This is a genomic window from Phycicoccus sp. HDW14 (genome assembly GCF_011383005.1).
Taxonomy (GTDB): Bacteria; Actinomycetota; Actinomycetes; order Actinomycetales; family Dermatophilaceae; genus Phycicoccus.
Genome location: NZ_CP049935.1, coordinates 387,435 through 411,174, shown reverse-complemented (window position 1 = coordinate 411,174; position 23,740 = coordinate 387,435). Strand labels below are relative to the sequence as shown.

17 protein-coding genes and 2 pseudogenes are annotated in these 23,740 nt (G+C 72.7%); 15 read left to right on the top strand and 4 right to left on the bottom strand.

What is annotated here, in order from left to right:
• The first annotated feature begins 29 nt into the window (after window positions 1–29).
• The 8 genes and pseudogenes from G7075_RS02095 (at window position 30) to G7075_RS02060 (ending at window position 10,497) form a co-directional block, all read left to right on the top strand.
• Window positions 30–1,133: a glycine betaine/L-proline ABC transporter ATP-binding protein gene (locus G7075_RS02095; RefSeq protein ID WP_240917821.1), complete on the top strand. Its 1,104-nt coding sequence runs from the start codon at window positions 30–32 to the stop codon at window positions 1,131–1,133.
• A complete protein-coding gene (locus G7075_RS02090) occupies window positions 1,130–2,485 on the top strand; it encodes a proline/glycine betaine ABC transporter permease (protein WP_166118433.1) in 1,356 nt (451 codons plus the stop codon). Before G7075_RS02095 ends, G7075_RS02090 begins: the two co-directional genes overlap by 4 nt.
• Complete coding sequence (locus G7075_RS02085; RefSeq protein WP_166118431.1) at window positions 2,482–2,994, top strand: hypothetical protein; 513 nt, start codon at window positions 2,482–2,484, stop codon at window positions 2,992–2,994. Before G7075_RS02090 ends, G7075_RS02085 begins: the two co-directional genes overlap by 4 nt.
• A 330-nt stretch (window positions 2,995–3,324) precedes the next feature.
• Entirely contained in the window at window positions 3,325–4,296 is a 972-nt protein-coding gene (locus G7075_RS02080; RefSeq protein ID WP_166118429.1) for an ABC transporter substrate-binding protein, read from the top strand.
• Window positions 4,297–4,453: 157 nt separating this feature from the next.
• Window positions 4,454–6,103 (top strand): BCCT family transporter, encoded by a 1,650-nt coding sequence (locus tag G7075_RS02075; RefSeq protein ID WP_166118427.1) that lies wholly within the window; start codon window positions 4,454–4,456, stop codon window positions 6,101–6,103.
• A gap of 146 nt (window positions 6,104–6,249) precedes the next feature.
• Window positions 6,250–8,322: pseudogene (locus tag G7075_RS02070) on the top strand (FAD-dependent oxidoreductase); the annotation flags it as partial.
• Between the two features lie 448 nt (window positions 8,323–8,770).
• The gene (locus tag G7075_RS02065) at window positions 8,771–9,544 is read left to right on the top strand and encodes an electron transfer flavoprotein subunit beta/FixA family protein (RefSeq protein ID WP_166118425.1); all 774 of its coding nucleotides are present in this window, start codon (window positions 8,771–8,773) and stop codon (window positions 9,542–9,544) included.
• Window positions 9,541–10,497 carry an electron transfer flavoprotein subunit alpha/FixB family protein gene (locus G7075_RS02060; protein WP_166118423.1) on the top strand — a complete coding sequence of 319 codons (957 nt, stop codon included), beginning with the start codon at window positions 9,541–9,543 and terminating at the stop codon, window positions 10,495–10,497. Before G7075_RS02065 ends, G7075_RS02060 begins: the two co-directional genes overlap by 4 nt.
• Before the next feature lie 14 nt (window positions 10,498–10,511).
• On the opposite strand, the gene G7075_RS02055 is transcribed toward G7075_RS02060, so the two are convergent.
• Window positions 10,512–11,363: a PD-(D/E)XK nuclease family protein gene (locus G7075_RS02055; protein ID WP_240917819.1), complete on the bottom strand. Its 852-nt coding sequence runs from the start codon at window positions 11,361–11,363 to the stop codon at window positions 10,512–10,514.
• A gap of 82 nt (window positions 11,364–11,445) precedes the next feature.
• Between G7075_RS02055 and G7075_RS02050 the strand changes: the two genes are divergently transcribed.
• Window positions 11,446–12,834, top strand: a complete 1,389-nt coding sequence (locus tag G7075_RS02050; protein ID WP_166118420.1) for an L-serine ammonia-lyase — start codon at window positions 11,446–11,448, stop codon at window positions 12,832–12,834.
• A gap of 29 nt (window positions 12,835–12,863) precedes the next feature.
• Here the strand turns inward: G7075_RS02050 and G7075_RS02045 are convergent, their stop codons facing one another.
• Window positions 12,864–13,346, bottom strand: coding sequence for a MarR family winged helix-turn-helix transcriptional regulator (locus G7075_RS02045; protein ID WP_166118418.1), 483 nt, complete (start codon window positions 13,344–13,346; stop codon window positions 12,864–12,866).
• A gap of 47 nt (window positions 13,347–13,393) precedes the next feature.
• Here G7075_RS02045 and G7075_RS02040 point away from each other — a divergent pair, with 47 nt between their 5' ends.
• The 4 genes and pseudogenes from G7075_RS02040 (at window position 13,394) to betT (ending at window position 20,073) form a co-directional block, all read left to right on the top strand.
• A complete protein-coding gene (locus G7075_RS02040; RefSeq protein ID WP_240918100.1) occupies window positions 13,394–14,695 on the top strand; it encodes a nucleotide disphospho-sugar-binding domain-containing protein in 1,302 nt (433 codons plus the stop codon).
• A 78-nt stretch (window positions 14,696–14,773) separates the two neighbouring features.
• A pseudogene (locus G7075_RS20125) lies at window positions 14,774–16,227 on the top strand (aldehyde dehydrogenase family protein); the annotation flags it as partial.
• Between the two features lie 67 nt (window positions 16,228–16,294).
• Complete coding sequence (betA, locus tag G7075_RS02035) at window positions 16,295–17,965, top strand: choline dehydrogenase (protein WP_205860689.1); 1,671 nt, start codon at window positions 16,295–16,297, stop codon at window positions 17,963–17,965.
• Window positions 17,966–17,982: 17 nt separating this feature from the next.
• Window positions 17,983–20,073: a choline BCCT transporter BetT gene (gene betT, locus G7075_RS02030; protein WP_166118414.1), complete on the top strand. Its 2,091-nt coding sequence runs from the start codon at window positions 17,983–17,985 to the stop codon at window positions 20,071–20,073.
• Between the two features lie 53 nt (window positions 20,074–20,126).
• On the opposite strand, the gene G7075_RS02025 is transcribed toward betT, so the two are convergent.
• Window positions 20,127–20,561 carry a hypothetical protein gene (locus tag G7075_RS02025; RefSeq protein ID WP_166118411.1) on the bottom strand — a complete coding sequence of 145 codons (435 nt, stop codon included), beginning with the start codon at window positions 20,559–20,561 and terminating at the stop codon, window positions 20,127–20,129.
• Window positions 20,562–20,633: 72 nt separating this feature from the next.
• Here G7075_RS02025 and G7075_RS02020 point away from each other — a divergent pair, with 72 nt between their 5' ends.
• Window positions 20,634–21,083 carry a hypothetical protein gene (locus tag G7075_RS02020; protein ID WP_166118409.1) on the top strand — a complete coding sequence of 150 codons (450 nt, stop codon included), beginning with the start codon at window positions 20,634–20,636 and terminating at the stop codon, window positions 21,081–21,083.
• A 42-nt stretch (window positions 21,084–21,125) separates the two neighbouring features.
• Window positions 21,126–21,278 (top strand): hypothetical protein, encoded by a 153-nt coding sequence (locus G7075_RS02015; RefSeq protein ID WP_166118407.1) that lies wholly within the window; start codon window positions 21,126–21,128, stop codon window positions 21,276–21,278.
• Between the two features lie 1,592 nt (window positions 21,279–22,870).
• Here the strand turns inward: G7075_RS02015 and purU are convergent.
• Window positions 22,871–23,722, bottom strand: coding sequence for a formyltetrahydrofolate deformylase (gene purU / locus G7075_RS02010; protein ID WP_166118405.1), 852 nt, complete (start codon window positions 23,720–23,722; stop codon window positions 22,871–22,873).
• Window positions 23,723–23,740: the final 18 nt, after the last annotated feature.

The window sequence follows — 23,740 nt, the reverse complement described above, 5'->3', positions numbered from 1 at the left end:
TGCACATCGCGCAACTCCGGAGGTGGACGGTGACCGACCTGGCCGTGGACAGGGCGACGACGCCCGAGACGGACCCGTCCTCCAGCGCGCTCTGCGTGCGCGGGCTGTGGAAGGTCTTCGGGCCCAACGCCGAGAAGCTCGTCGGGACCCCCGACCTCGAGCTGAGCCGGCAGGAGCTGCAGGCCAAGAGCGGGCACGTCATCGGCGTGCGCGACGTCTCCTTCGACGTCGCCCCGGGGGAGGTCTTCGTCGTCATGGGCCTGTCGGGCTCTGGCAAGTCCACGCTCGTCCGGCTCATCACCCGGCTCATCGAGCCGACGGCGGGCACCGTGCTGCTCGGCGGCGACGACCTCACGGCGATGGGTGAGGAGCAGCTGCGCGAGATCCGCCGGCGCAAGGTCTCGATGGTCTTCCAGCACTTCGGCCTGCTCCCCCACCGCAAGGTCATCGACAACATCGCCTTCGGCCTCGAGGTCCGCGGCGAGGACAAGGGCGCCCGCCGGGGCCGCGCCCAGGAGATGGTCGACCTCGTCGGCCTCTCGGGGTACGAGCAGAACTACCCCGACCAGCTCTCCGGCGGCATGCAGCAGCGCGTCGGGCTGGCCCGCGCCCTCGCCGGCGACCCCGCCGTGATGATGTTCGACGAGCCGTTCAGCGCCCTCGACCCGCTGATCCGCCGCGACATGCAGAAGGAGGTCATCCGGCTGCACCACGAGGTGGGCAAGACGATGGTCTTCATCACGCACGACCTCGACGAGGCGCTCAAGCTCGGCGACCGGATCCTCATCATGCGCGACGGCGCGATCGTGCAGGTCGGCGCACCCGACGAGATCATCGGCGCCCCGGCCGACGAGTACGTCCGCGACTTCACCGCCGAGGTCCCCAAGTCGCACGTCCTCACCCTCCGGTGGGTCATGCGCCAGCCCGCCTCCGCCGACGAGGGCGCCGGAGCCCCGGCCCTCCCCGACACCACGGTCGTCCGGGAGGCCGCGCGCGCCGTGCTCGCCGCCGACGGACCGGTGCGGGTCGTCGACTCCTCCGGCACGGTCGTCGGGGTCGTCGACGACGAGGACATCCTGCGGGTCGTCGTCGTCGAGCACCACGACGACTCCTCGCCGGCGGCCGGCTCGTGACCACGACGCTCGAGCCGGCACGGACGCCGGCACCCATCGAGGAGGAGCAGCCGCGCACGGTCCTGCCCCCGTCGCGACGCACGGGCCGCAAGCTCCTCGTCGTCCTCGCGCTGTGGCTCCTCGCCTGGGCGACGCTGCGCGGGCGGCAGACCCTCGTGCTGGCCAACGCCGACACCACCGGCCTGCACGAGTGGTTCAACGACCTGCGCGACAAGGTCCAGGTCCTCGGGCAGGACAACTGGTTCTTCCACGGCGTCCTCGGCACCGTCGCGACCGCCCTCGACGACTTCGTCGGCTTCCTCCAGGACCACCTCAGCGCGGTGACCCCGGGCGACTACGTCGGCTGGTTCGGGGTCCTGGCCCTCGCGGCCTGGGTCACCTACGGGCTCGCCGGGCTGCGCTCGACCCTGCTCGTCTCGGCCGTCCTGCTCTACCTCGGCGTCGGCGGCCTGTGGACCGACGGCCTCGACACCCTCATCGTCACCCTCGTCGCCGTCGTCATCTGCATCGTCATCGGCCTGCCGCTCGGGATCGCGATGTCCCGCAGCCGCCGCACCTCCTCGCTCCTCACCCCGGTGCTCGACGTCATGCAGACGATGCCCTCCTTCGCCTACCTCACCCCGATCTCGCTCTTCTTCGGCATCGGCCCGGCCTGCGCGATCGTCCTCACGCTCGTCTACGCCCTGCCGCCGCTCGTCCGCATCACCGAGCACGGCCTCAACTCGGTCGGCGAGAACACCGTCGAGGCCGGGCGCTCCCTCGGCGTCACCAAGGGCCAGCTGCTGCGCCAGGTCCAGCTGCCGATGGCCAAGCGCACCATCGTCGTCGGCATCAACCAGTGCACGATGGCCGCCCTCTCGATGGCCACCATCGCCGCCCTCGTCAACGGGCCCGGCCTCGGGAAGCCGGTCGTCGCGGCGCTCCAGACCCTCAACGTCGGCGCGGCCTCGGTCGCCGGCCTGGGCATCGTCTTCATCGCGATCATGCTCGACCGCACGACCACCGCGGCGAGCGAGCGGTCCGCGCCCGGTGGCCAGCGCGTCGCGGCCGTCGGCTCCCCCGGCATCTTCGGCGGCCGCACCCTCGTCCTCGAGAAGCTCCCGCGCTGGGCCACCGAGGAGGGTGGCCGCGGCGCCACCGCCAAGCGGCTCACCCCGGGCGGGCGACGGCTCGTCCTCGGCGCCCTGCTCGTGCCGGCCCTGCTCGCGGCCTTCTACTCCACCCGCTACCTCCAGCTCTCCGAGTTCCCCGACCTCTCCGGCGTGCCGGTCATCGGCGAGCTGACCGCCGGCCCGCTCGGCGGCCACATCAACGACATCACCGACGCCGTCGTCAACGCCATCTCGGGGTGACCAACGCCTTCAAGGACTTCATCAGCGGCGGACTGCTCAACCCCCTCCAGTCGCTGATGTCGGACCTGCCGTGGTGGGTCATGGCCGCGGTGTTGCTGGCCGTCGCCTACCTGCTCGGCGGGTGGCAGCCGGCCGCCGTCACCTTCGTGTGCGAGGCGGTCATCCTCGGCACCGGCCTCTGGAACGACGCGATGGTCACGCTGACGATGACCCTCGTCGCGACCCTGCTCGTCATGCTCATCGCGATGGTCCTCGGGGTGGCGATGGGGCGGGGCCGGCGGGCCGACACGCTCATCCGGCCGTTCCTCGACGGCTTCCAGACCATCCCGGCGTTCGTCTACCTCGTCCCCGCCCTGGCCCTGTTCGCCGCCAGCCGCTTCACCGCGATCATGGCCGCCGTCGCCTACGCCGTGCCGATCGCCACCAAGCTCGTCGCCGACGGTGTGCGGGGGTCTCACCGGCCTCGGTCGAGGCGGCCCGCTCCACCGGCATCACCCGCTGGCAGATGATCTCCAAGGTCCAGCTGCCGATGGCCCGCGAGGCGCTGGTGCTCGCGACCAACCAGGGCCTGCTCTACGTGCTGTCGATGGTCGTCATCGGCGGCATGGTCGGGGCGGGAGCCTCGGCTACCTCATCGTCCAGGGCTTCGTGCAGGGCCAGCTCTTCGGCAAGGGCCTGGCCGCCGGCATCGCCATCACCGCCCTGGGGATCATGCTCGACCGGATCGCGCGGTACGCCGCCGCACGGTACGGACGGTGACCGGGCCACCCCGGACCCCGGTCACCACGCACCACCACCACGACCCGCGCAGGACGCGGACACCTGAGAGGGAGAAGTCAATGCCACGAGGAAACCACCGGCTCGCACTCATCGCCGGCCTCGCCACCATCGCTCTCGGCCTCTCGGCCTGCGGCGGGGGCAACATCGACCAGCCGAGCAGCTCGGGCACCGACGCCGGCGGCAAGAAGTGCGGCGACCTGCGCATCGCGGTCAACCCGTGGACCGGCTACGTGAGCAACGCCCACGTCATCGGCTACGTCGCCGAGAGCAAGCTCGGGTGCAAGGTCACCTACCCGGACGTCAAGGAGGAGGTCGGCTGGCAGGGCATGGCGTCGGGCTCGATCGACACCATCGTCGAGAACTGGGGCCACGCCGACCTCACGAAGAAGTACATCACCGAGCAGAAGACGGTCCAGGACGCCGGGCTCACCGGCAACCAGGGCATCATCGGCTGGTTCGTCCCGCCGTGGATGGCCGAGAAGTACCCGGACATCACGGACTGGAACAACCTCAACAAGTACGCCGACATGTTCAAGACCTCCGAGTCCGGCGGCAAGGGCCAGCTGCTCGACGGCGACCCGTCGTACGTGACCAACGACGAGGCGCTCGTGGCCAACCTCAAGCTGAACTACAAGGTCGTCACCGGCGGCTCGGAGGCGGCCCTCATCACGAGCTTCCGCCAGGCCGAGAAGAACAAGACGCCGCTGCTGGCCTACTTCTACGACCCGCAGTGGTTCTTCTCCGAGATGAAGCTCGTCAAGGTCGAGCTGCCGAAGTACACCGACGGCTGCGACGCCGACGCCAAGAAGGTGGCCTGCGACTACCCGCCGTACGAGCTCAACAAGCTGATCGCGACGAAGTTCGCCGAGTCCGGCTCCCCCGCGGTCGACCTCATCAAGAAGTTCCAGTGGACCAACGACGACCAGAACGCCGTGTCCGAGATGATCGCGAACCAGAACATGACCCCGGAGGACGCCGCGAAGAAGTGGGTCGAGGCCAACCCCGACAAGGTCAACGCCTGGCTCGGCTGACCCCGCGACACCGGCCCCCGAGGACCGGGCCACCCGCCCCCCCGTCGTGCGTGGTGGCCCGGTCCTCGCGTTGACGGGTGGAGTGACCTGGATCACACTGCTGGTGTTGTGTCATGCGCACGACGACTCGCCCAGCGCAACGACGAAGGGGACCACCATGGCCACGAGCGCACCCGAGAGAGTCGAGCAGGACCATCCCGGGACCCGGCGCCACCGGCCGGTCGACCGCGTCGTCTTCGGCACCGCCGCCGGGCTCGCCCTGACCTTCCTCCTCTACGGAGCCCTCGACCCCTCGGGGTTCAACGACGGGACGAGCTCGGCCCTGGCGTGGATCACGAGCAACGTCGGCTGGTTCTTCGTCCTGACCAGCGGCGGCTTCGTGCTCTTCAGCGCCGTGCTCGCCATCACCCGGTACGGCAACATCAAGCTCGGTCCCGACGACTCCGAGCCGGAGTTCTCCACCTTCTCCTGGGTCTCGATGATGTTCGCGACCGGTATGGGCATCGGCCTGATGTTCTACGGCGTCGCCGAGCCGCTGACCCACCTCAACACCCCGCCGCTCGGGCTCGCCGAGCCGGGCAGCGACGAGGCCGCCCACCTCGCGATGGAGTACACGTTCTTCCACTGGGGCTTCCACCCGTGGGCCATGTACGCCGTCATCGGCCTGACCATCGCCTACTTCGCCTACCGCAAGGGCGGCGGTAACCTCATCAGCGCCGCCTTCCGCCCGTTGCTCGGTGACCGCGTCGACGGCCCGGCCGGCCGGGGCATCGACACCCTCGCCATCCTCGCCACGCTCTTCGGCTCGGCGACCTCGCTCGGCCTCGGCGCCCTGCAGATCACCGGCGGCCTGGCCAACGTCTTCGGCCAGAGCGGCTACGGCACCACCGCCGCCGTCCTCGTCATCGCCTTCCTCACCCTCTGCTTCGTCGTCTCCGCCGTGAGCGGCATCGACAAGGGCATCAAGTGGCTCTCCAACGCCAACGCCGTCGCCGCGGCCCTGCTGGCCCTCTTCCTCTTCGTCGTCGGGCCGACGGTCTTCATCCTCTCGACCTTCACCGAGTCGGTCGGCGGGTACCTCACCCACCTGCCGACGATGAGCTTCCGCACCGGCGTCTTCGGCGGCCAGGACTGGGTGAGCGGCTGGACGATCTTCTACTGGGCCTGGTGGGTCTCCTGGACCCCGTTCGTCGGGATGTTCATCGCCCGCATCTCGAAGGGCCGCACGATCCGCCAGTTCGTCATCTTCGTCATCGCCATCCCCTCGCTCGTCTCGTTCGCCTGGTTCTCGATCCTCGGCGGCGCCGCCTTCGACCTCCAGCTGAACCAGGGCAAGGACATGGGCGCCCTGGTCGAGGAGGGCATCGAGAGCACACTCTTCGACACGCTGCGCTCCTTCCCGCTCTCGACCGTCACCGTCGTGCTCGCGGTCTTCCTCATCGCGATCTTCTTCGTCACCGGCGCCGACTCGGCCTCGATCGTCATGGGGATGCTCAGCCAGAACGGCGACGAGGAACCGCGGCGGGGCCTGGTCGTGTTCTGGGGCGTCGCGACCGGCGCGGTGGCGATCGTGCTGCTGACGGCCGGCGGCGAGGACGGGCTCAACGCGCTCAAGACGGGCGTCATCATCGTCGGCTTCCCGTTCGTCCTCGTGCTCATCGGGCTGTGCGTCTCGTTGTGGCGGTCGCTGCGGCAGGAGCCGTTCGAGTCCACCCTCCGCGGCCCGATCCGGCGCCACCTGCGCGAGCACCCGGGCGACGCCGCCGGCGAGCGGCCGGTCGTCGAGCCGGCCCGCACCGAGGGCTGAGGCCACCCGCCGCCCACCACCCGTCCACGCTCGTGGACGGGTGGTTGGCAGCCGGGGGACGGTCTGCCATGCTGTGACTTCCTGTTGCACCATGTGCGGCATGTTGCGCATCGCGCACCACCAGACACGCCCGGAAGGACCGCCCGATGGCCGCTCTCCCCTCCTCCGCCCGCTGCGTCGTCATCGGCGCCGGGATCGTCGGGAACTCGCTCGCGTACCACCTCGCCGAGCTGGGGTGGACCGACATCGTCCAGCTCGACAAGGGGCCGCTGCCCAACCCCGGCGGGTCCACCGGCCACGCGAGCAACTTCATCTTCCCGGTCGACCACTCCCGCGAGTTCGCCGACATCACGCTCGACTCGATGCGCCAGTACAAGGAGCTCGACGTCTTCACCGAGTCCGGCGGCTACGAGGTGGCCCGCACCGAGGAGCGGATGGAGGAGCTGCGCCGCCGGATGTCCAGCGCGAAGGCCTGGGGCATCCCCGCCGAGCTGGTCACCCCCGAGCAGGTCGCCGAGAAGGTCCCCTTCCTCGACAAGGACCTCATCATCGGCGCGGCCTGGTTCCCGACCGTCGGCGTCGTCGACAGCCTCCGGGCGGGCACGATCATGCGCGAGCGGGCCGTCGAGAAGGGCGCCCTGACCACCGTGCCGAACGTCGAGGTCACGGGGATGGTCGTCGAGGGCGGCCGGATCCGCGCCGTCGAGACCAACCAGGGCACCATCGAGGCCGAGACGGTCGTCATCGCCTGCGGCGTGTGGAGCCCGAAGATCGCCCGGATGGCCGGCGCCCACATCCCGCTGACGCCCGCCGTGCACCAGATGATCTCGGTCGGCCCGTGCGAGGTGCTCGCCGAGCAGCCGGGCGAGATCAGCTTCCCGATCGTGCGCGACATGGACACCTTCTGCTACGAGCGCCAGCACGGCTCGGACATGGAGGTCGGCTCCTACGCCCACCGCGCCATCCTCTGGGACCCCGAGGACATCCCGTCCATCGAGCAGGCCAAGCTCTCCCCCACCGAGCTGCCGTTCACCGAGGACGACTTCGACCCGCAGCTCGAGCAGGCCCTCGAGCTGATGCCCGAGCTGCTCGGCGACGAGCGGGCCGAGATCCGCTACGCCATCAACGGCCTGCTCTCCCTGACCCCCGACGGCTACCCGATCCTCGGCGAGACCCCCGAGGTCAAGGGCCTGTGGTCGGCCGCCGCGGTCTGGATCAAGGAGGGTCCCGGCACCGCCCGCGCCGTCGCCGAGTGGATGACCCACGGCAACCCCGAGATCGACCTGGGGCACAGCGACATCGCCCGCTTCCACCCGCACCAGAAGACGCGGGCGCACGTGAAGGCGCGCACGTCGGAGTCGTTCATCAAGACCTACGGCATCGTGCACCCGTCCGAGCAGTACACGAGCAACCGCGACGTGCGGCTCGCCCCGATGCACGCGTCGCAGCAGGAGCTCGGCGCCGTGTTCTTCGAGGCCGCCGGCTGGGAGCGCCCCCAGTGGTACACCTCGAACGCCGGGCTCGTCGAGAAGTTCGGGCCCGAGCAGACGATGCCGCGCGAGCACGAATGGGACGCCCGCTGGTGGAGCCCGATCATCAACGCCGAGCACCTCCAGATGCGCGAGACCGCCGGGCTGGTCGACCTCTCGGCGTTCGCGATCTTCGACGTCGTCGGGCCGCGGGCCCTCGAGGCCGTGCAGCGGATCATCGTCGCGCAGGCCGACGTCCGCATCGGACGCGTCGTCTACACGCCGGTGCTCGACGAGACCGGCGGCTTCCGCTCCGACCTCACCGTGATGCGCCTGGCCCACGACCGGTTCCGCGTCGTCACCGGCGGCGCCCACGGCATGGCCGACAAGAAGTGGTTCTCCGACCGGATGCCCGAGGACGGCGGTGCGGTCGTCGTCGACCTCACGTCGGCGTGGACCACCATCGGCGTCTGGGGCCCCAAGGCCCGCGAGATCGTCTCGGCCGTGACCTCGGCCGACCTGTCGCACACCGGGTTCCCGTTCGGCACGTGCCGCGAGATCGAGGTCGGGACCCTGTCGGTGCTCGCCTCCCGCATCTCCTACGTCGGCGAGTACGGCTGGGAGCTCTACGTGCCCATCGAGTCCGGCGACGCGCTGTGGAAGCGGCTGCTCGAGGTGGGCACCCCGCTCGGGATGGTCCCCGTCGGCATCGGCGTCTACGGCACCACCGGGCGCATCGAGAAGGGCTACCGCGCGTACGGGTACGAGCTCGACACCGAGCGCACGCTCATGGAGACCGGCATGTCACGGGCGAAGTGGAAGGAGCAGGACTTCGTCGGCAAGGACGCCGTCATCGCCCAGGCCGGCGAGGCGCCGAAGGCCGTCCTCTGCTCCCTGACCGTCGACGACCACACCTCCGCCAGCGGCGTGAAGCGCTACATGCTCGGCGGCGAGCCGATCCTCACCCGCGAGGGCGGCACCCTCACCGACGGCCACGGCCACCACCCCTACGTCACGACGGCGGGCTCGGCCCGAGCCTCGGCAAGCACGTGCTCATGGCCTTCCTGCCGCCGGACCAGGCGACGCTGGGCAACGAGCTCGCGGTGTCGTACATGGAGGAGCTCTACCCGGTCACGGTCGCCGCGGTCGACGCGACGCCGCTCTTCGACCCCGAGAACGCCCGCATCCGGGGGCTCGCGTGACCGACGTCCTCGTCTGCGTCAAGCGGGTGCCCGATCCCACCGGCGAGGTGGTGCTCACCCCCGACGGCCTGCGCGTCGACGGCCGCTTCGCCGGCTACACGACGAGCGCCCACGAGGAGGCGGCCGTCGCCCTCGCGGTGCAGGTCGCCGAACCGTCCGGCGGGACCGTCACGGTGCTATCGGTGGGGTCCGAGGAGAGCATCGAGCAGATCCGCTCGGGCATCGCGGTCGGAGCCACCGACGGCATCCTCGTCGAGACCGACGCCGACCTGCTCGGGCCGGCCGACGTCGCGGCCGCCATCGCCGAGGCCGTGCAGACCCGGGCCGCCGCCGGCACGCAGTACGACCTCGTGCTGCTCGGCAACGACGCCGCCGACACCGGTGACTTCCAGGTCGGCATCCGGCTGTCCTACCTGCTCGACCGTCCGGTGGTCGCCGGCGTCCAGACCGTCGAGGTCGAGGACGGCCGGGCGACGCTGCGCGGCGAGGGGCCCGAGGGCACGGAGGTCTACGAGGTCGACCTGCCCGCCGTCGCCACCGTCCTCGAGGGCGGCGTCGCCCCGAGGTACCCCAGCGTCATGGGCCGGATGCGGGCCAAGAAGGCGAGCGTCGAGACCATCGGGTGGTCGGGGACCGCCGCCGGGTCGGGGCGCGAAGCGCTCACCGTGCCCGAGCCGCCGCCCAGCGAGGTCACCGTCCTCGGCGAAGGACCCTCTGCCGCACCGGCTCTCGTGGCCGTGCTGCGCGAGCTCAAGGTGGTGCACGGATGAGCGTCGTCGTGCTCGTCGAGGTCGAGGAGGGGCGCGCCTCCCTCGTCTCCCGCGAGACCCTGACCTTCGCCCGGTCCCTGGGCGCCGGCGACCTGCACGCGGTCGTCGTCGGCGAGGCCGTCCCGGCGCTGGTCGACGACTGCCGAGAAGCCGGGGTGGCCGTTGTGCACGAGGCCGTCGACCCCGCCCTCGAGCGCTACGCCGCAGCCGCCTGGGCGGCGGTCGTCGAGGCCGCCGGCCGCGCCGCCCGGGCGAACGTCGTGCTCGCCCCCGGCACCGGACGCGGCATGGAGGTGCTGGCCCACGTGGCCGCCCGCCGAGGCCTGCGGATGGCCGCCAACGTCGTCGCCGTCGAGTCGCTGGACCCTCTCGTCGTCCAGCGGCAGGTGGTCGGCGGGGCCGCGCTCGAGCGGGCCGTGGTCGACAGCCGGGTGCGGCTGCTGACCATGGCCGGCCACGCGGTCGACGCCAAGCCCGCCGACGCGGCGGGTGCGGCCACGGTGGCGCGGCTCGCGGTCACCGTCGACCCCCGGGACCTGCGGGCCCAGGTCGTGCGGCTCGAGAAGCGCGAGCAGGCCGACACCTCGGGGCTCACCGGGGCGCGGGTCGTCGTCGGGGCCGGCCGGGGCGCGGGCGGGCCCGACGGGTTCGCCGCCGTCGACGCGCTGGCCACCCGCCTGGGCGGGGCCGTCGGGGTCTCACGCGTCGTCACCTCGCTCGGCTGGCGGCCCCACCACGAGCAGGTCGGGCAGACGGGGTCGCGGATCGCCCCCGACCTCTACCTCGCGTGCGGCATCTCGGGGTCGATCCAGCACTGGGCGGGCTGCGCCTCGAGCCGGACGATCATCGCCGTCAACACCGACCCGGACGCCCCGATGGTCACCAAGGCCGACTACGCGGTGATCGGCGACATGCACGAGGTGCTGCCGGCCGTCCTCGAGGAGCTGGGCTGACCCGCCGGTCGCCCTCAGTCCTCGAGCGCGGCCCAGCCGGGCTTCTCGGGAGCCGCCGCCTGCCCCTCGGGGCAGTGGGCGCGCAGGTCGCACCAGCCGCAGAGCGGCCCGGTGACGGGCGGGAACATCGTCGACTCCGCCCCGTGCCGGGCGAAGTCGGCGTCGGCCCGGCGCGCATCGCGCATGATCGAGCGCGCCCGCTCGACGTGCCGGCCGAGGGACTCGCCGGTGTGCTCGTGGGCGGCCACCGTGCCGCTCGGCACGTGGTGCAGCTCGACGCGGCGCACCGGCCGACGGAACATCTTCCAGACCGCCGCGGCGTAGAGCGCCAGCGGCAGCGAGGTGCGGGCGTCGTCCTCGGTGGAGACCTGGCGAGAGGTCTTGTAGTCGACGACCACGAGCTCGCCGTCGCGGTCGTCGAGACGGTCGATGCGGCCCTGGATGCGCAGGTCGTCGCTGACGAACGAGACCGTGCGCTCGATGCCCACCGGCCGCTGCACCGGACCCGAGGTCGCGAGGTAGGCGGTGACGGCGTCGCGCATCCGGGCCCGCCAGCGCCGGGACTGCTCGGCGTCGCGGAAGCCGACGTCGATCCAGGCCTTCTCGACGAGCCGCCCGCCGGCCTCGGGCGTGCGCTCGGGGGCGTCCCACCAGTCGCGCAGGGCGTTGTGCACGCTGCTGCCGAGCGAGGTGTGGGCGCGCTGGCCGCGGGCGACCGGCCGCGGGGTGTCGAGGTAGGACATCCGGTACCGGCGCGGGCAGTCGAGGAAGGCGAGCAGCTTGCTCGGGCTGCCGCCCCAGAGGGGCTCGGGCATGCCGGGCAGGGCGCCCTGCTGCGGCCCGGTCTGCTCCCCCGTCGTCGTCATGCCGTCGACGGTAGCCGTTCCCCCCGACCGCCCCGGACGGCCGTCCCCAGGACGCGCCGACGGGTGACACACTGAGCCCGCCATGGCCATCTCCTCCTTCGACCTCTTCTCCGTCGGCATCGGGCCCTCGAGCTCGCACACCGTCGGACCCATGAGGGCCGCCCACACCTTCGCCGCCGGGCTGCGCGAGTCCGGCGTCCTCGAGCGGGTCGGCCGCGTGCGCGCCGAGCTGTTCGGCTCGCTCGGCGCCACCGGGCACGGGCACGGCTCGGTCAAGGCCGTCCTCCTCGGCCTCGAGGGCGAGGCCCCCGAGTCGACCGACCCCCGGGCCGCCGAAGGCCGGGTCGACGAGGTGCGCGCCGCCGCGGTGCTCCACCTGGGCGGCACCCACGACGTGCGCTGCGACCCCGACACCGACGTCGTCCTGCACCGCCGGGCCACGCTGCCCTTCCACTCCAACGGGATGCGCTTCACGGCGTGGGCCTCGCCCGAGCCGGCCGACGACGAGGAGCCGCTGCTCACCCGCGAGTACTACTCGGTGGGCGGCGGCTTCGTCCTCGACCAGGACGAGGTGGGGCAGAACGAGATCGTCCCCGACCACACACCCGTCCGCTACCCGTTCACCACCGGCGAGCAGCTGATGGCCCAGTGCGACGAGAGCGGCCTCCCGGTCAGCGGCGTCATGCTCGCCAACGAGCTGTCGTGGCGCACCGAGGCCGAGGTCCGCTCCGGCCTCCTGCACCTCTGGGAGGTCATGCAGGAGTGCGTCGACAACGGGTGCCGCACCGACGGCGTGCTGCCCGGTGGGCTCAAGGTGCAGCGCCGCGCGCCCCGGCTGGTGCGCCAGCTGCGCGGCGAGCACCCCGGCGACCCGCTCGCCGCGATGGACTGGGTGACGCTCTACGCCCTCGCCGTCAACGAGGAGAACGCCTCGGGCGGGCGCATCGTCACGGCACCGACGAACGGCGCGGCGGGCATCATCCCCGCCGTCCTGCACTACTACACGCGCTTCGTGCCGGGGGCCGACGACGACGGGGTGGTCCGCTTCCTCCTCACCGCCGCGGCCATCGGCACGCTCTACAAGGAGAACGCCTCGATCTCCGGCGCCGAGGTCGGCTGCCAGGGCGAGGTCGGCTCGGCCTGCTCGATGGCCGCCGGGGCCCTCGCCGAGGTGCTGGGCGGCACGCCGCGCCAGGTCGAGAACGCCGCCGAGATCGGCATCGAGCACAACCTCGGGCTCACCTGCGACCCGGTCGGCGGGCTGGTCCAGATCCCCTGCATCGAGCGCAACGCCGTCGCGTCGGTCAAGGCCATCACGGCCGCCCGGCTGTCGCTGCGCGGCGACGGCCGCAGCGCCGTCGTCTCGCTCGACAAGGCCATCAAGACGATGCGCGACACCGGGCGCGACATGAAGGTCAAGTACAAGGAGACGGCGCGGGGCGGCCTGGCCGTCAACGTCATCGAGTGCTGACCCGCTGACGCCGCGCCGGGGCCGGCGGGTCAGGGCCCTCGGGTGCCGCGCCCCTGCGCCGACCCGAGCTCGGCCAGCACCCGGGTCAGCAGCGCCGCGACGTGGCGTTGCTCGTCGTCCGTGAGGGGGGCCAGCCAGCGGCGCACTTCCTGGTGGTCCTCGAGGTCGCGCTCCGCGAACGTCGCGGCCACCCGGTGGGTGACCGCCAGCCGGCGGACCCGCCCGTCCGAGGCGTCAGCGCGGACCTCGAGCAGGTCCTTGCGCTCGAGTGCGGCGACCACCTGACGCGCGTTCTGGTGCGAGGTGCCCAGCGCTCGGGCGACCTCGCCCAGGGTCGGGGAGCCGGGGTGCGCGCTCACGAACGTGAGGACTCCGGCCTGCTGGGTCGTCAGGTCCACGGCGCCCAGCCGCTGGTCCATCCGGGTGCGCAGGTGGGTCGCGAGGGTGAGCACCACGCGGAAGAGCCGCACGCTGGGATCGGCGGGAAGGAGGGGATGGACCTCGGGCGACATAGGTAATACCTTACGTAAATCCGATGGAGGTGTCAGCCGTGATCCTCATGCTCCCCAACGCGCAGTTCCTCTCCGAGGTCTCCCGTGCGATCGAGATCGCCCGCGCCCTGCGGGCCCGCGGCCTACCGGTCGCCTTCGGCACCCGCGGCGGCAGCCATGCCCATCTCATCGACGCCGCCGGGTTCACGGCCACGAGGCTCGACCCACCGGTCACACCGGAGTCCGAGGCCGCCTTCCTCGAGGCCGTCCTCGCGATGGGGCCCCGGACGCGGCACGACTTCTTCACCGACGACGAGCTGCGGGCGGCCGTGGACTCCGAGGTGGCACTGATCCGCCACCTCGACGCCGACCTCGTGGTCACCGGCTTCACCCTGTCGGCCTACCTCTCCACGCGGATCGCCGGCGTGCCCCTCGCGAGCGAGCACGGCGGCTCCTTCGTCCCCCCTGTGCTCGCCCGCGGCCTGTGCCCCGCCGCCGTCAACCCGCCGGACCCGAACCTGGCGCGACTACCGCTCCGGGTCCAGCAGCTGGTGGCGAACCGGGCCCCGGCCTTCATCCGCGGTCCCGTCGCGCAGCTCAACCGGCACGCCCGCGACCGCGGGGTCGATCCGCTGCCGAACATGCTCTCGCTGATGTGCGCCGACCTCACCCTCGTCACCGAGCTCCCCGAGGTGCTCGGGCTCACGACCCGGGATCTGGAGGAGTGGCGCCCACGGTGGCCCCTGCGCGTGCGCCGCGGCACGTCCTTCCGCTGGAGCGGGCCCCTCTACGCACGCCTCGACCTGCCCGTCCCGGCGGCCGTCGAGGCATTCCTCGCCGACGGGCCGACCGTCCTCGTCGCCCTGACCTCGGTCACGGAGACCCTGCTGCGCGCCGTGGTGGAGAGCGCCCGGACGAGCGGGCGCCGCCTCCTCGTCGCGACACCGCACGACCTCGCCGACCTCGCCGACGAGCACACCCTCGTCACGGGGACCCTGCCGAACCACCTCGTGATGCCGCGCGTGGCCGCGGCGGTCGTCATGGGCGGGCAGGGCAGCGTGCAGACCGCGCTGGCCTCCGGCACACCGTTCGTCGGCCTCCCGTACCACGGGGAGCAGGAGCTCAACGTGGCCGTCGCCGAGCGTCTCGGCAGCGCCATCCGGATGGCGCCCGCCGCCGCCGCGACGACTGCGCTCCCTGCGGCGATCACCCGCCTGCTCGAGGAACCCGCATTCGCCGCCGCGGCGCGCGCTGCGGCGGCACGCTACGCCGGCGTCGACGGCGGGAGCCTGGCCGCCGAGGTCATCATCCGCTGGCTCGGCGAACGCTCGCCGGGGCGGACGATCCGACCGTCGGTGGAGCGCCGGTGACCTGCGGCCCTTGACGACCCCGCCGCCCCTCCGAAAGGGTGGTCCATCCGTCCCCCCACCCCGACAGTCAGGACGACCATGGCCGACCTGTACCTCGACGGCACCTGGGTCGGCGCTTCCGCCGGCGGCCGGCGCACCATCGTCTGCCCGGCCGACGGCACGCTCGTCGGCGAGGTCGACGAGGCCGACGAGACCGACACCCTGCGGGCCATCGACGCCGCCCGGCGGGCCGCCGACGACGGCCGCTGGCGCGACACCCCGCCCACCGAGCGGGCCGCCGCCCTCGGGCGAGTCGCCGACGCCCTCGAGCGCGACACCGACGAGATCGCCCGCGCCGAGGCCCTCGACACCGGCAAGCGCTTCGAGGAGGCCAAGCTCGACGTCGCCGACGTCGTCAGCGTCTTCCGGTTCTACGCCGGCAAGGGCGAGGACGTCGAGCGGCCGCGCGAGGTCGACCCCGGGCAGGAGCACGTCCGGAGCCGGGTCGTCCGCGAGCCCATCGGCGTCTGCTCGCTCATCACGCCGTGGAACTACCCCCTGCTGCAGGCCAGCTGGAAGGTCGCGCCCTGCCTGCTGGCCGGCAACACCTTCGTCCTCAAGCCCAGCGAGATCACCCCGCACTCGACCATCCTCATGGTGCGGGCGATCGAGGAGGCCGGGGTCCCTGCCGGGGTCGCCAACCTGGTCCTCGGCACCGGGCCCGGCTGTGCCGCACCGCTGTCCACCGACCCACGCGTCGACCTCGTCTCGTTCACCGGCAGCCTGGCCGTCGGCAAGCACCTGATGCGCGAGGCCGCCGGCACGGTGAAGCGGGTCGCCCTCGAGCTCGGCGGCAAGAACCCGAACATCGTCTTCGCCGACGCCGACCGCGAGGCGGCCATCGACAACGCGATGACCGCGGTGTTCCTCCACTCCGGGCAGGTCTGCTCGGCCGGCGCCCGGCTCCTGATCGAGGAGACGGTGGCCGCGGAGGTCGTCGACGCGATCGTCGAGCGGGCCCGGCACATCCGGATGGGCCCGCCCTTCGACGAGGACGCCCAGACCGGCTCGCTGACCAGTGCCGCCCACCTGGCCAAGGTCGAGGACTACGTCGCGCGTGGCATCGCCGAGGGGGCCCGGTTGCGCTGCGGCGGAAGGCGGCCCGACGACGAGCGGCTGGCGAGCGGCTACTACTACCTCCCGACGGTCCTCGACCGGTGCACGGTCGACATGCACGTCGTCCAGGAGGAGTCGTTCGGCCCGGTGCTCACCGTCGAGACCTTCCGCACCGAGGAGGAGGCGGTCGCGCTGGCCAACGGCACGATCTACGGCCTCGCCGGCGCCGTGTGGACCTCCGACCCCGAGCGCGCCCGGCGGGTCGCCCGCGCGCTGCGGCTCGGCACGGTCTGGATCAACGACTACCACCCCTACGTCGCCCCGCGGAGTGGGGCGGGCACAAGCAGTCCGGCATCGGCCGCGAGCTCGGTGAGCTCGGCCTCGAGGAGTACCAGGAGACCAAGCACGTGTGGGAGAACACCGCGCCCGCCCCACGGGGTGGTTCTCGTGAGCGCCGTCACCGACCGCCTCGCCGCCCTCCGCGACCGGACCACCCTGGCCGAGGTGCCCGACCGCGTCGACTACGTCGTCGTCGGGGGCGGCAGCGCCGGCTGCGTCCTGGCCAACCGGCTGTCCGAGGACGCCGGCACCACGGTGCTCGTCCTCGAGGCCGGCCGCAGCGACCTGCGCATCGACCCGTTCATCCACATGCCGGCGGCGCTGCCCTTCCCCATCGGGAGCCGGTTCTACGACTGGAAGTACGAGTCCGAGCCCGAGCCGCACATGAACGGCCGGCGGGTCTACCACGCGCGCGGCAAGGTCCTCGGCGGGTCGAGCTCGATCAACGGGATGATCTTCCAGCGCGGCAACCCCAAGGACTACGAGCGCTGGGGCGCCGACCCGGGGATGTCCGACTGGGACTTCGCGCACTGCCTCCCGTACTTCAAGAAGATGGAGACCTGCCTCGCCGGCGCCGACGAGTGGCGCGGCGGCGACGGCCCGCTGGTCCTCGAGCGCGGCCCCGCCACCAACCCGCTCTTCACCGCCTTCTTCGAGGCCACCGTCCAGGCCGGCTACCCGCGCACCAGCGACGTCAACGGCTACCGCCAGGAGGGCTTCGCGCCCTTCGACCGCAACGTGCACCGCGGCCGCCGGCTCTCGGCGGCCCGGGCCTACCTCCACCCGGTGCTCCACCGCCCGAACCTCCACGTCCGCACCCTCGCGCTGACGACGAAGGTGCTCTTCGAGGGCACCCGGGCGGTCGGCGTCGAGTACTCGGTCATGGGGCGCCGGCACACGGTGCGGGCCGGCGAGGTCATCCTCTCCGGCGGTGCCATCAACACCCCGCAGCTGCTCCAGCTCTCGGGCGTCGGCGACCCCGGGCTGCTGCGGCCGCTCGGCATCGACGTCGTCTCCGGGCTGCGCGGGGTGGGCGAGCACCTCCAGGACCACCTCGAGGTCTACATCCAGCACAGCTCGACCCAGCCGGTGTCGATCGCGCCGGGGCTGGCCTACCGGAACCGGCCGAAGCTGGCCGCCGAGTGGCTGTTCCTGCGCAAGGGACTCGGGGCGACGAACCACTTCGAGGGAGGCGGGTTCGTCCGGAGCAACGACGAGGTCGACTACCCGAACCTCATGTTCCACTTCCTGCCCATCGCCATCCGGTACGACGGCTCGAGCCCGGTCGAGGGCCACGGCTACCAGGTGCACATCGGACCGATGTACTCCGACGCCCGGGGCTGGCTGCGCATCCGCAGCGCCGACCCGCGGATGAAGCCGGCGATGCAGTTCAACTACCTCTCGACCGACCAGGACCGGCGCGAGTGGGTCGAAGCGATCCGGGTCTCGCGCGACATCCTCTCCCAGCCCGCGTTCGCACCGTACGACGGCGGCGAGATCTCACCCGGGGCGCAGGTCGAGACAGACGAGCAGATCCTCGACTGGGTGCGCGCCGACGCCGAGACCGCGCTCCACCCCAGCTGCACGGCCCGGATGGGCACCGACGACCTCTCGGTGCTCGACCCCGCGTCGATGCGGGTGCACGGCACCGAGGGCCTGCGGGTCGTCGACGCCAGCGCGATGCCGTACGTGACCAACGGCAACATCTACGCACCGGTCGTCATGCTCGCCGAGAAGGCCGCGGACCTCATCCGCGGTGCGGCGCCGCTGCCGCCCTCCGACGCCCCCTGGTACGACCTGCGCGCCGGGAGCCCGCTCGACCCGCCGACCACCTGATCCCCCTGGAGGACCCGATGAGCGCCGCGACCGACACCCCACCGACCGACACCCCGCAGGACGGCGGCACCGCGCCGGACGGCGCCGGGACGACGGGTGTCCTCGGCGGCCCGCCGGTGCGCACGCCGGTGTTCGTCGCCTCGCTCGTGGGCGTCCTCGTCGTGGCGCTCTGGGCCCTGGTCGCGCCGGCCTCGGCCGAGAACGCGCTCGGCGAGGCCACGACGTGGGCCACCGCGTGGTTCGGCTGGTTCTACGTGCTCCTCGCGACGGCCGTGCTGGGCTTCGTCGTGTGGCTCGGCCTCTCGCGCTACGGCCAGGTCCGGCTCGGGCCCGACCACTCCCGCCCCGAGTTCTCGACCTTCGCGTGGGCCTCGATGCTCTTCGCCGCGGGCATCGGCACCGACGTGATGTTCTACTCCGTCGTCGAGCCGGCCACCCAGTACATGGCCCCGCCGGAGGGCGGCCCGGCCCCCGAGAGCATCGACGCCGCCCGCGACGCCACCGTCTGGACCCTCTTCCACTACGGGGTCACCGGCTGGGGCATGTACGCGCTGATGGGCCTGGCGCTCGGCTACTTCTGCTACCGCAAGGGCCTGCCGCTGGCCGTCCGCTCGGCCCTGGCCCCGGTGCTCGGCAAGCGGATCGACGGGCCCCTCGGGCACGCCGTCGACACCGCGGCGGTGCTGGGCACCATCTTCGGCGTCGCGACCTCGCTCGGCATCGGCGTCGTGTTCCTCAACGTCGGGCTCAACGTCCTCTTCGGGGTCGGGGTCGGCACCGGTGCGCAGATCGCGCTCGCCACCCTGGCGGTCGTCATGGCGGCCGTCTCCGCGACGACGGGCGTCGACCGCGGCATCCGCTTCCTGTCCCAGCTCAACGTGCTCCTCGCCCTCGGGCTCGCGGCGTGGGTGCTCGTCACCGGCAACACGGCGCTGCTGCTCAACGGGGCCGTCGCCAACGTCGGCGACTTCCTGCGGACCTTCCCCGCCAAGACGATGGAGACCTTCCCGTTCGTCGACAACGCGACGTGGATGAGCACCTGGACGCTCTTCTTCTGGGCCTGGTGGGTCGCCTGGGCGTCCTTCGTCGGGCTCTTCCTCGCGCGCATCTCCCGGGGCCGGACCATCCGCCAGTTCGTGCTCGGCACGCTGGTCATCCCGTTCGCGTACATCGTCATGTGGATCTCGATCTTCGGGAACGCGGCGATCGAGCGGATCCGGGACGGCGACACGACGTTCGCCGAGACGGCGCAGGACTTCACGGGCGTCGGCTTCTACGACCTGCTCTCGCAGTACCCCGCCGGCAAGCTCGTCATCGGGCTGGCCTTCTTCGTCGGCCTGCTCTTCTACGTCACCTCGGCCGACTCCGGGGCCCTGGTCATGGCCAACCTCACGAGCCGGCTCGGCGACCTCACCGAGGACGCCGCGGGCTGGCTGCGCATCACCTGGGCGGCGGCCACCGGGCTGCTGACCATCGCGATGCTCCTCGTCGGCGGCATCACGGCCCTGCAGTACGCGACGATCATCTTCGGGCTGCCCTTCGCCGTCGTCCTCGTCCTCGTCATGGTCGGGCTCGTGCGGGCGCTGCGGGTCGAGGGCCGGCGGGCGGACAGCCGGACCCAGAGCATGTACGGCCTGCTCTCGGCCCGGGCCGCGACCGCCCGGCGCGAGGACCGCGCGACGTCCTGGCGGGCGCGGCTGGCCCGCGCGACCAACTTCGTGGACCGACGCGACGCCCTGGAGCACCTCCGTAAGGTGGTGGCCCCCGCCCTCGCCGAGGTCGGGGAGGAGCTCTGCCGCCACGAGGTCGAGGCGACCTGCGAGGCCGACCTCGACGGCGAGAGCCCGTCGGTCACCCTGCGCACCCCGGGAGCCGAGCCGCCGTTCGTCTACCGCGTCGAGGTCGAGATGGCCCCGGTGCCGACGTACGGCGGGCGGATGGTGCAGAGCCGCGACTCCTACGCCCGCCTCGAGGTGCACCTCGCCGACGGCGGGCAGGGGTACGACGTCATGGGGTGGTCGGCCGCCCAGGTGATCCACGACTGCCTCGACCACTACGAGCGCCACCTCGAGTTCCTCCGGCTCGCCGAGCCGACGACCACCGCCTGACGCCGTCCGGCGCCGTCTCGGCCGTCCGGCGCGGTGACGGGTCAGGACGCGGGTCAGGACGCGAGGTGATCGGCGGCGGCGAGCGGCCCCGGGTAGGACCGGACGGCTGCCGGCGTCGCGACGAACGCGGCGGTGAGGCGCACGTCGAGGCGCCGGCAGACGTCGAGGAGCACCTCGTGCCAGCGACGGTCGGCATCGGTGATCAGCACCGAGCCGTCCCGCCCCCGGGCGAACACGACTCCCCCGAGGCCGGCCCCGCCGAACACCGTGACGAGGTGGTCGCGCAGGTCCCACGGGTCGGCGCCCTCGGGGACCTCGCCCAGGAGGCAGGGCTGGGCCAGCCGCAGGTCGTCGTCGAGCAGCAGGAACGCCGCGCAGCCCTCGACCCGGTCGGCGTGCGCCACGAAGAGGTCGACGACGTCGGCCGCCAGGAGCGGGTCGGTCAGCGGCAGGTCGGGCCAGGTCTCGGGCAGGTCCTCGAAGCTCATGACGAGAGGGTGGCCGAAAGCACTCCGGGCGCCGCGGGCTTTTCCACAGCCCTGCCGCCGTAGCGTCGTCCCATGAGCCACGACTCCGTCGACGACGCGCACACCCGTCCCACCGGTACCTCCGACGCCACGGTCGCGGCCCTCGGGAAGCTGTCCGAGGCCCTCGAGGTCGTCGAGGAGGCCCGCGGCCACCTCTACGCCTTCCACCGCCGGTGCGGCACCGCCGACCTCACCCTCGGCGAGGCGGTCGACGCCCTCCGCGGCGCCGGCCACGACGAGCTCGCCGACCGTATCGCCGAGGACCTCGTCGGGCGCAACATCCTGGCGGGGCGCTGGTCCTTCCAGGTCGTCGAGGAGTACGACGACGGGTACTACGCACGCTTCCGCGACCACGAGCGGTCCGCCCGCGAGGAGCTGATGGAGGGTCGCCGGCACGTTTTCGAGGCCGAGATGAAGCAGGACCGCCGCACCGCCGGGCGCCCCGGCCACGCCGCGACCCCCGAGGACTCCTCCCGCGGCTGACCCCGGCGTATCAGGACACCGCCCCGGCGCCTCCTCAGGGTCATGATGCTCATGACCCCCGGCCTCGCCACCGCCCTGACCCCCCGGGACTGGACGCCCCGGCAGCTCGAGCGCCGCGAGCGCGCGCCGCGTCCGCGCGCGGTCCGGGTCCGGCTGCACCTCCCCCGGGTGCACGGCCGGCACGCCATCGGCTGACCGGGCCCGCCGACCCACCCCACCGCCCGCGCCGGCGAGCGTAGGCTGGCCGGGCGCGTCAGGGCGCACCCGGTCCGCGGGCAGGGCGAAGCCCACCTGACCGATGGTCGATGGTCACGTCCCGTCCACCTCCTTCGCCCGGCGCCGCGGACCGCCAAAGCCGTGAAGGAGGCCGTGATGGCCACACTCCCCGACGACCCCGACCTCGGCTGGCTGCGCAAGGCCGCCAAGCGGCGGTGCCGTGAGCACCCGGACCGCCCGCTGGCCGACGCCCAGCGCGACCTCGCCCGGGACCTCGGGTTCCCGAGCTGGCCCGCGCTCAAGCGGCACGTCGAGCTCCGGCGGGCGTACCGCCGGGCTCCCGACGGGGTCGGCCCGCAGGACGACCCCGCCCACGAGTACCTCCGGCTCGCCTGCCTCACCTACGGCGCCGACGACCCGCAGCGCCGGCGCCGGGCCACCGCCCTCGGGGCCGTCCTCTCGACCGGCGACGACGTCTGCGTCGCCGCGGCGCGCGCCGACACGGTCGCCCTCCAGCGCATCCTTTCCCGCGACCCGGGCGCGGCCGTGCGCGAGGGCGGTCCGTTCCGCTGGGCGCCCCTGGCCTACCTGGCCTACGCCCGGCCCGACCCCGCACCGGGCGAGAGCGCGACCCTCGAGGCCGCCCGGCTCCTCCTCGACCACGGCGCCGATCCCGACACCGGCTACCTCTGGCACGGCCTCCCCTCCCCGTTCACCGTCCTCACCGGCTGCTTCGGCGAGGGCGAGGGCGGGCGGGTCGCCCAGCCCGAGCACCCGCACGGGTTCGCCCTGGCCCGGCTGCTCCTCGAGCGCGGCGCGGACCCCAACGACGGGCAGACGCTCTACAACCGCTGCTTCCGTTTCGACGACCGCCACCTCGAGCTGCTCCTCGAGTTCGGCCTGGGCACCGGCGACGGGGGCCCGTGGAAGCGCCGACTCGGGCGGGCGGCCATGTCCCCCACCGAGATGCTCCAGCGGCAGCTGGCGTGGGCCGTCGTGCACGGGATGGACGCCCGCGTCGAGCTGCTGGTGCGTCACGGCGTCGACCCGGACACCCCCATCGAGATGTACGGCGTCACGGCGACGTCCGCCGAATCTGCGGCGCTGGTCGCCGGGCAGCTCTCCACCGCAAGGCTTCTCGAGCGACTCGGTGCGGCGGATGCAGACGTGCGGCCCGAGGACCGCACGGTGGCTGCCGTCCTCTCGGGCGAGCCGGTCGACGAGGTCGACGCGCGGGTGGCCGTCGCCCACCGCCCGGCCTGGTCGCGTGGGCGGCCGAGCTGGGCAACCACGCCGGCCTCCGGCGGGCCGTCGCGCTCGGGTGGGACGTCGACCGCCGGGCCCGCACCGACGTGCCGTCGGACGAGCCGTGGCAGACCGGGCTCCACGCCGCGGCCGCGCACGGTGACGTGGCGACCATCGCCCTGCTCCTCGAGCTGGGTGCCGACCCGACGGTCACCGACGCCCGGTTCGGGGCCACGCCCCAGGCGTGGGCCGAGCACCTGGGTCACCCCGGGGCTGCCGCGTACCTGGCCGACCACACCCGCGAGTCCCCCGAGGACGGGTGAGCGTCAGTCGAAGACGACGGTGCGGGTGCCGTTGAGGAGGATGCGCGAGTCGCAGTGCCAGCGGACGGCCCGCGCCAGCACGCGCGACTCGACCTCCTCACCGGCCCGCACGAGGTCCTCGGGGGTCATCCGGTGGTCGGCGCGCACGACGTCCTGCTCGATGATCGGACCCTCGTCGAGGTCGGGCGTGACGTAGTGCGCCGTGGCCCCGACGAGCTTGACCCCCCGCTCGTGCGCCTGGTGGTAGGGCTTGGCGCCCTTGAACGACGGCAGGAACGAGTGGTGGATGTTGATGACCCGTCCGGACAGGTCTCGGGCCAGGGTGTCGGAGAGCACCTGCATGTAGCGCGCCAGGACGACGAGGTCGACGTCGTGCTCGGCCACCACCTCACGCAGCCGGGCCTCGGCCACGTCCTTGGTGTCGGCGCTCACGGGGAGGTGGACGAACGGGATGCCGTACGACGCGACGAGGGGCTCGAGGTCGCGGTGGTTCGACACGACGGCGGGGACCTCGAGGTTGAGCCGCCCACTGCGCCACCGGAACAGCAGGTCGTTGAGGCAGTGCCCGAAGCGGCTGACCATCAGGACGGCCCGGTGCGGCACGGACGAGTCGCGCAGGGACCACTCCATCGCGTACCGGTCGGCGACCGGTGCGACGAGGTCGGACCAGCCGTCGGCGCCGGGGTCGGAGGGGCCCGCGGAGAACCGGATCCGCATGAAGAACTGGTCGGTGCCGACGTCGTCGAACTGCTGGCTCTCCTCGATGTTCGCGCCGTGCTCGTAGAGCAGCGCGGTCACCGTGGCGACGATGCCCGGGCGGTCGGGGCAGGACAGGAGGAGCACGTACTCGGTCACGGCACCACGCTACGGAGG

Coding starts and splice junctions, on each gene's coding strand:
- G7075_RS02015 (WP_166118407.1), top strand. CDS start 21,126: ATGATGCTCATGACCCCCGGCCTCGCCACCGCCCTGACCCCCCGGGAC.
- G7075_RS02045 (WP_166118418.1), bottom strand. CDS start 13,346: ATGTCGCCCGAGGTCCATCCCCTCCTTCCCGCCGATCCCAGCGTGCGG.
- betT (WP_166118414.1), top strand. CDS start 17,983: ATGAGCGCCGCGACCGACACCCCACCGACCGACACCCCGCAGGACGGC.
- G7075_RS02040 (WP_240918100.1), top strand. CDS start 13,394: ATGCTCCCCAACGCGCAGTTCCTCTCCGAGGTCTCCCGTGCGATCGAG.
- G7075_RS02055 (WP_240917819.1), bottom strand. CDS start 11,363: ATGACGACGACGGGGGAGCAGACCGGGCCGCAGCAGGGCGCCCTGCCC.
- G7075_RS02025 (WP_166118411.1), bottom strand. CDS start 20,561: ATGAGCTTCGAGGACCTGCCCGAGACCTGGCCCGACCTGCCGCTGACC.
- G7075_RS02060 (WP_166118423.1), top strand. CDS start 9,541: ATGAGCGTCGTCGTGCTCGTCGAGGTCGAGGAGGGGCGCGCCTCCCTC.
- G7075_RS02020 (WP_166118409.1), top strand. CDS start 20,634: ATGAGCCACGACTCCGTCGACGACGCGCACACCCGTCCCACCGGTACC.
- G7075_RS02075 (WP_166118427.1), top strand. CDS start 4,454: ATGGCCACGAGCGCACCCGAGAGAGTCGAGCAGGACCATCCCGGGACC.
- G7075_RS02080 (WP_166118429.1), top strand. CDS start 3,325: ATGCCACGAGGAAACCACCGGCTCGCACTCATCGCCGGCCTCGCCACC.
- G7075_RS02050 (WP_166118420.1), top strand. CDS start 11,446: ATGGCCATCTCCTCCTTCGACCTCTTCTCCGTCGGCATCGGGCCCTCG.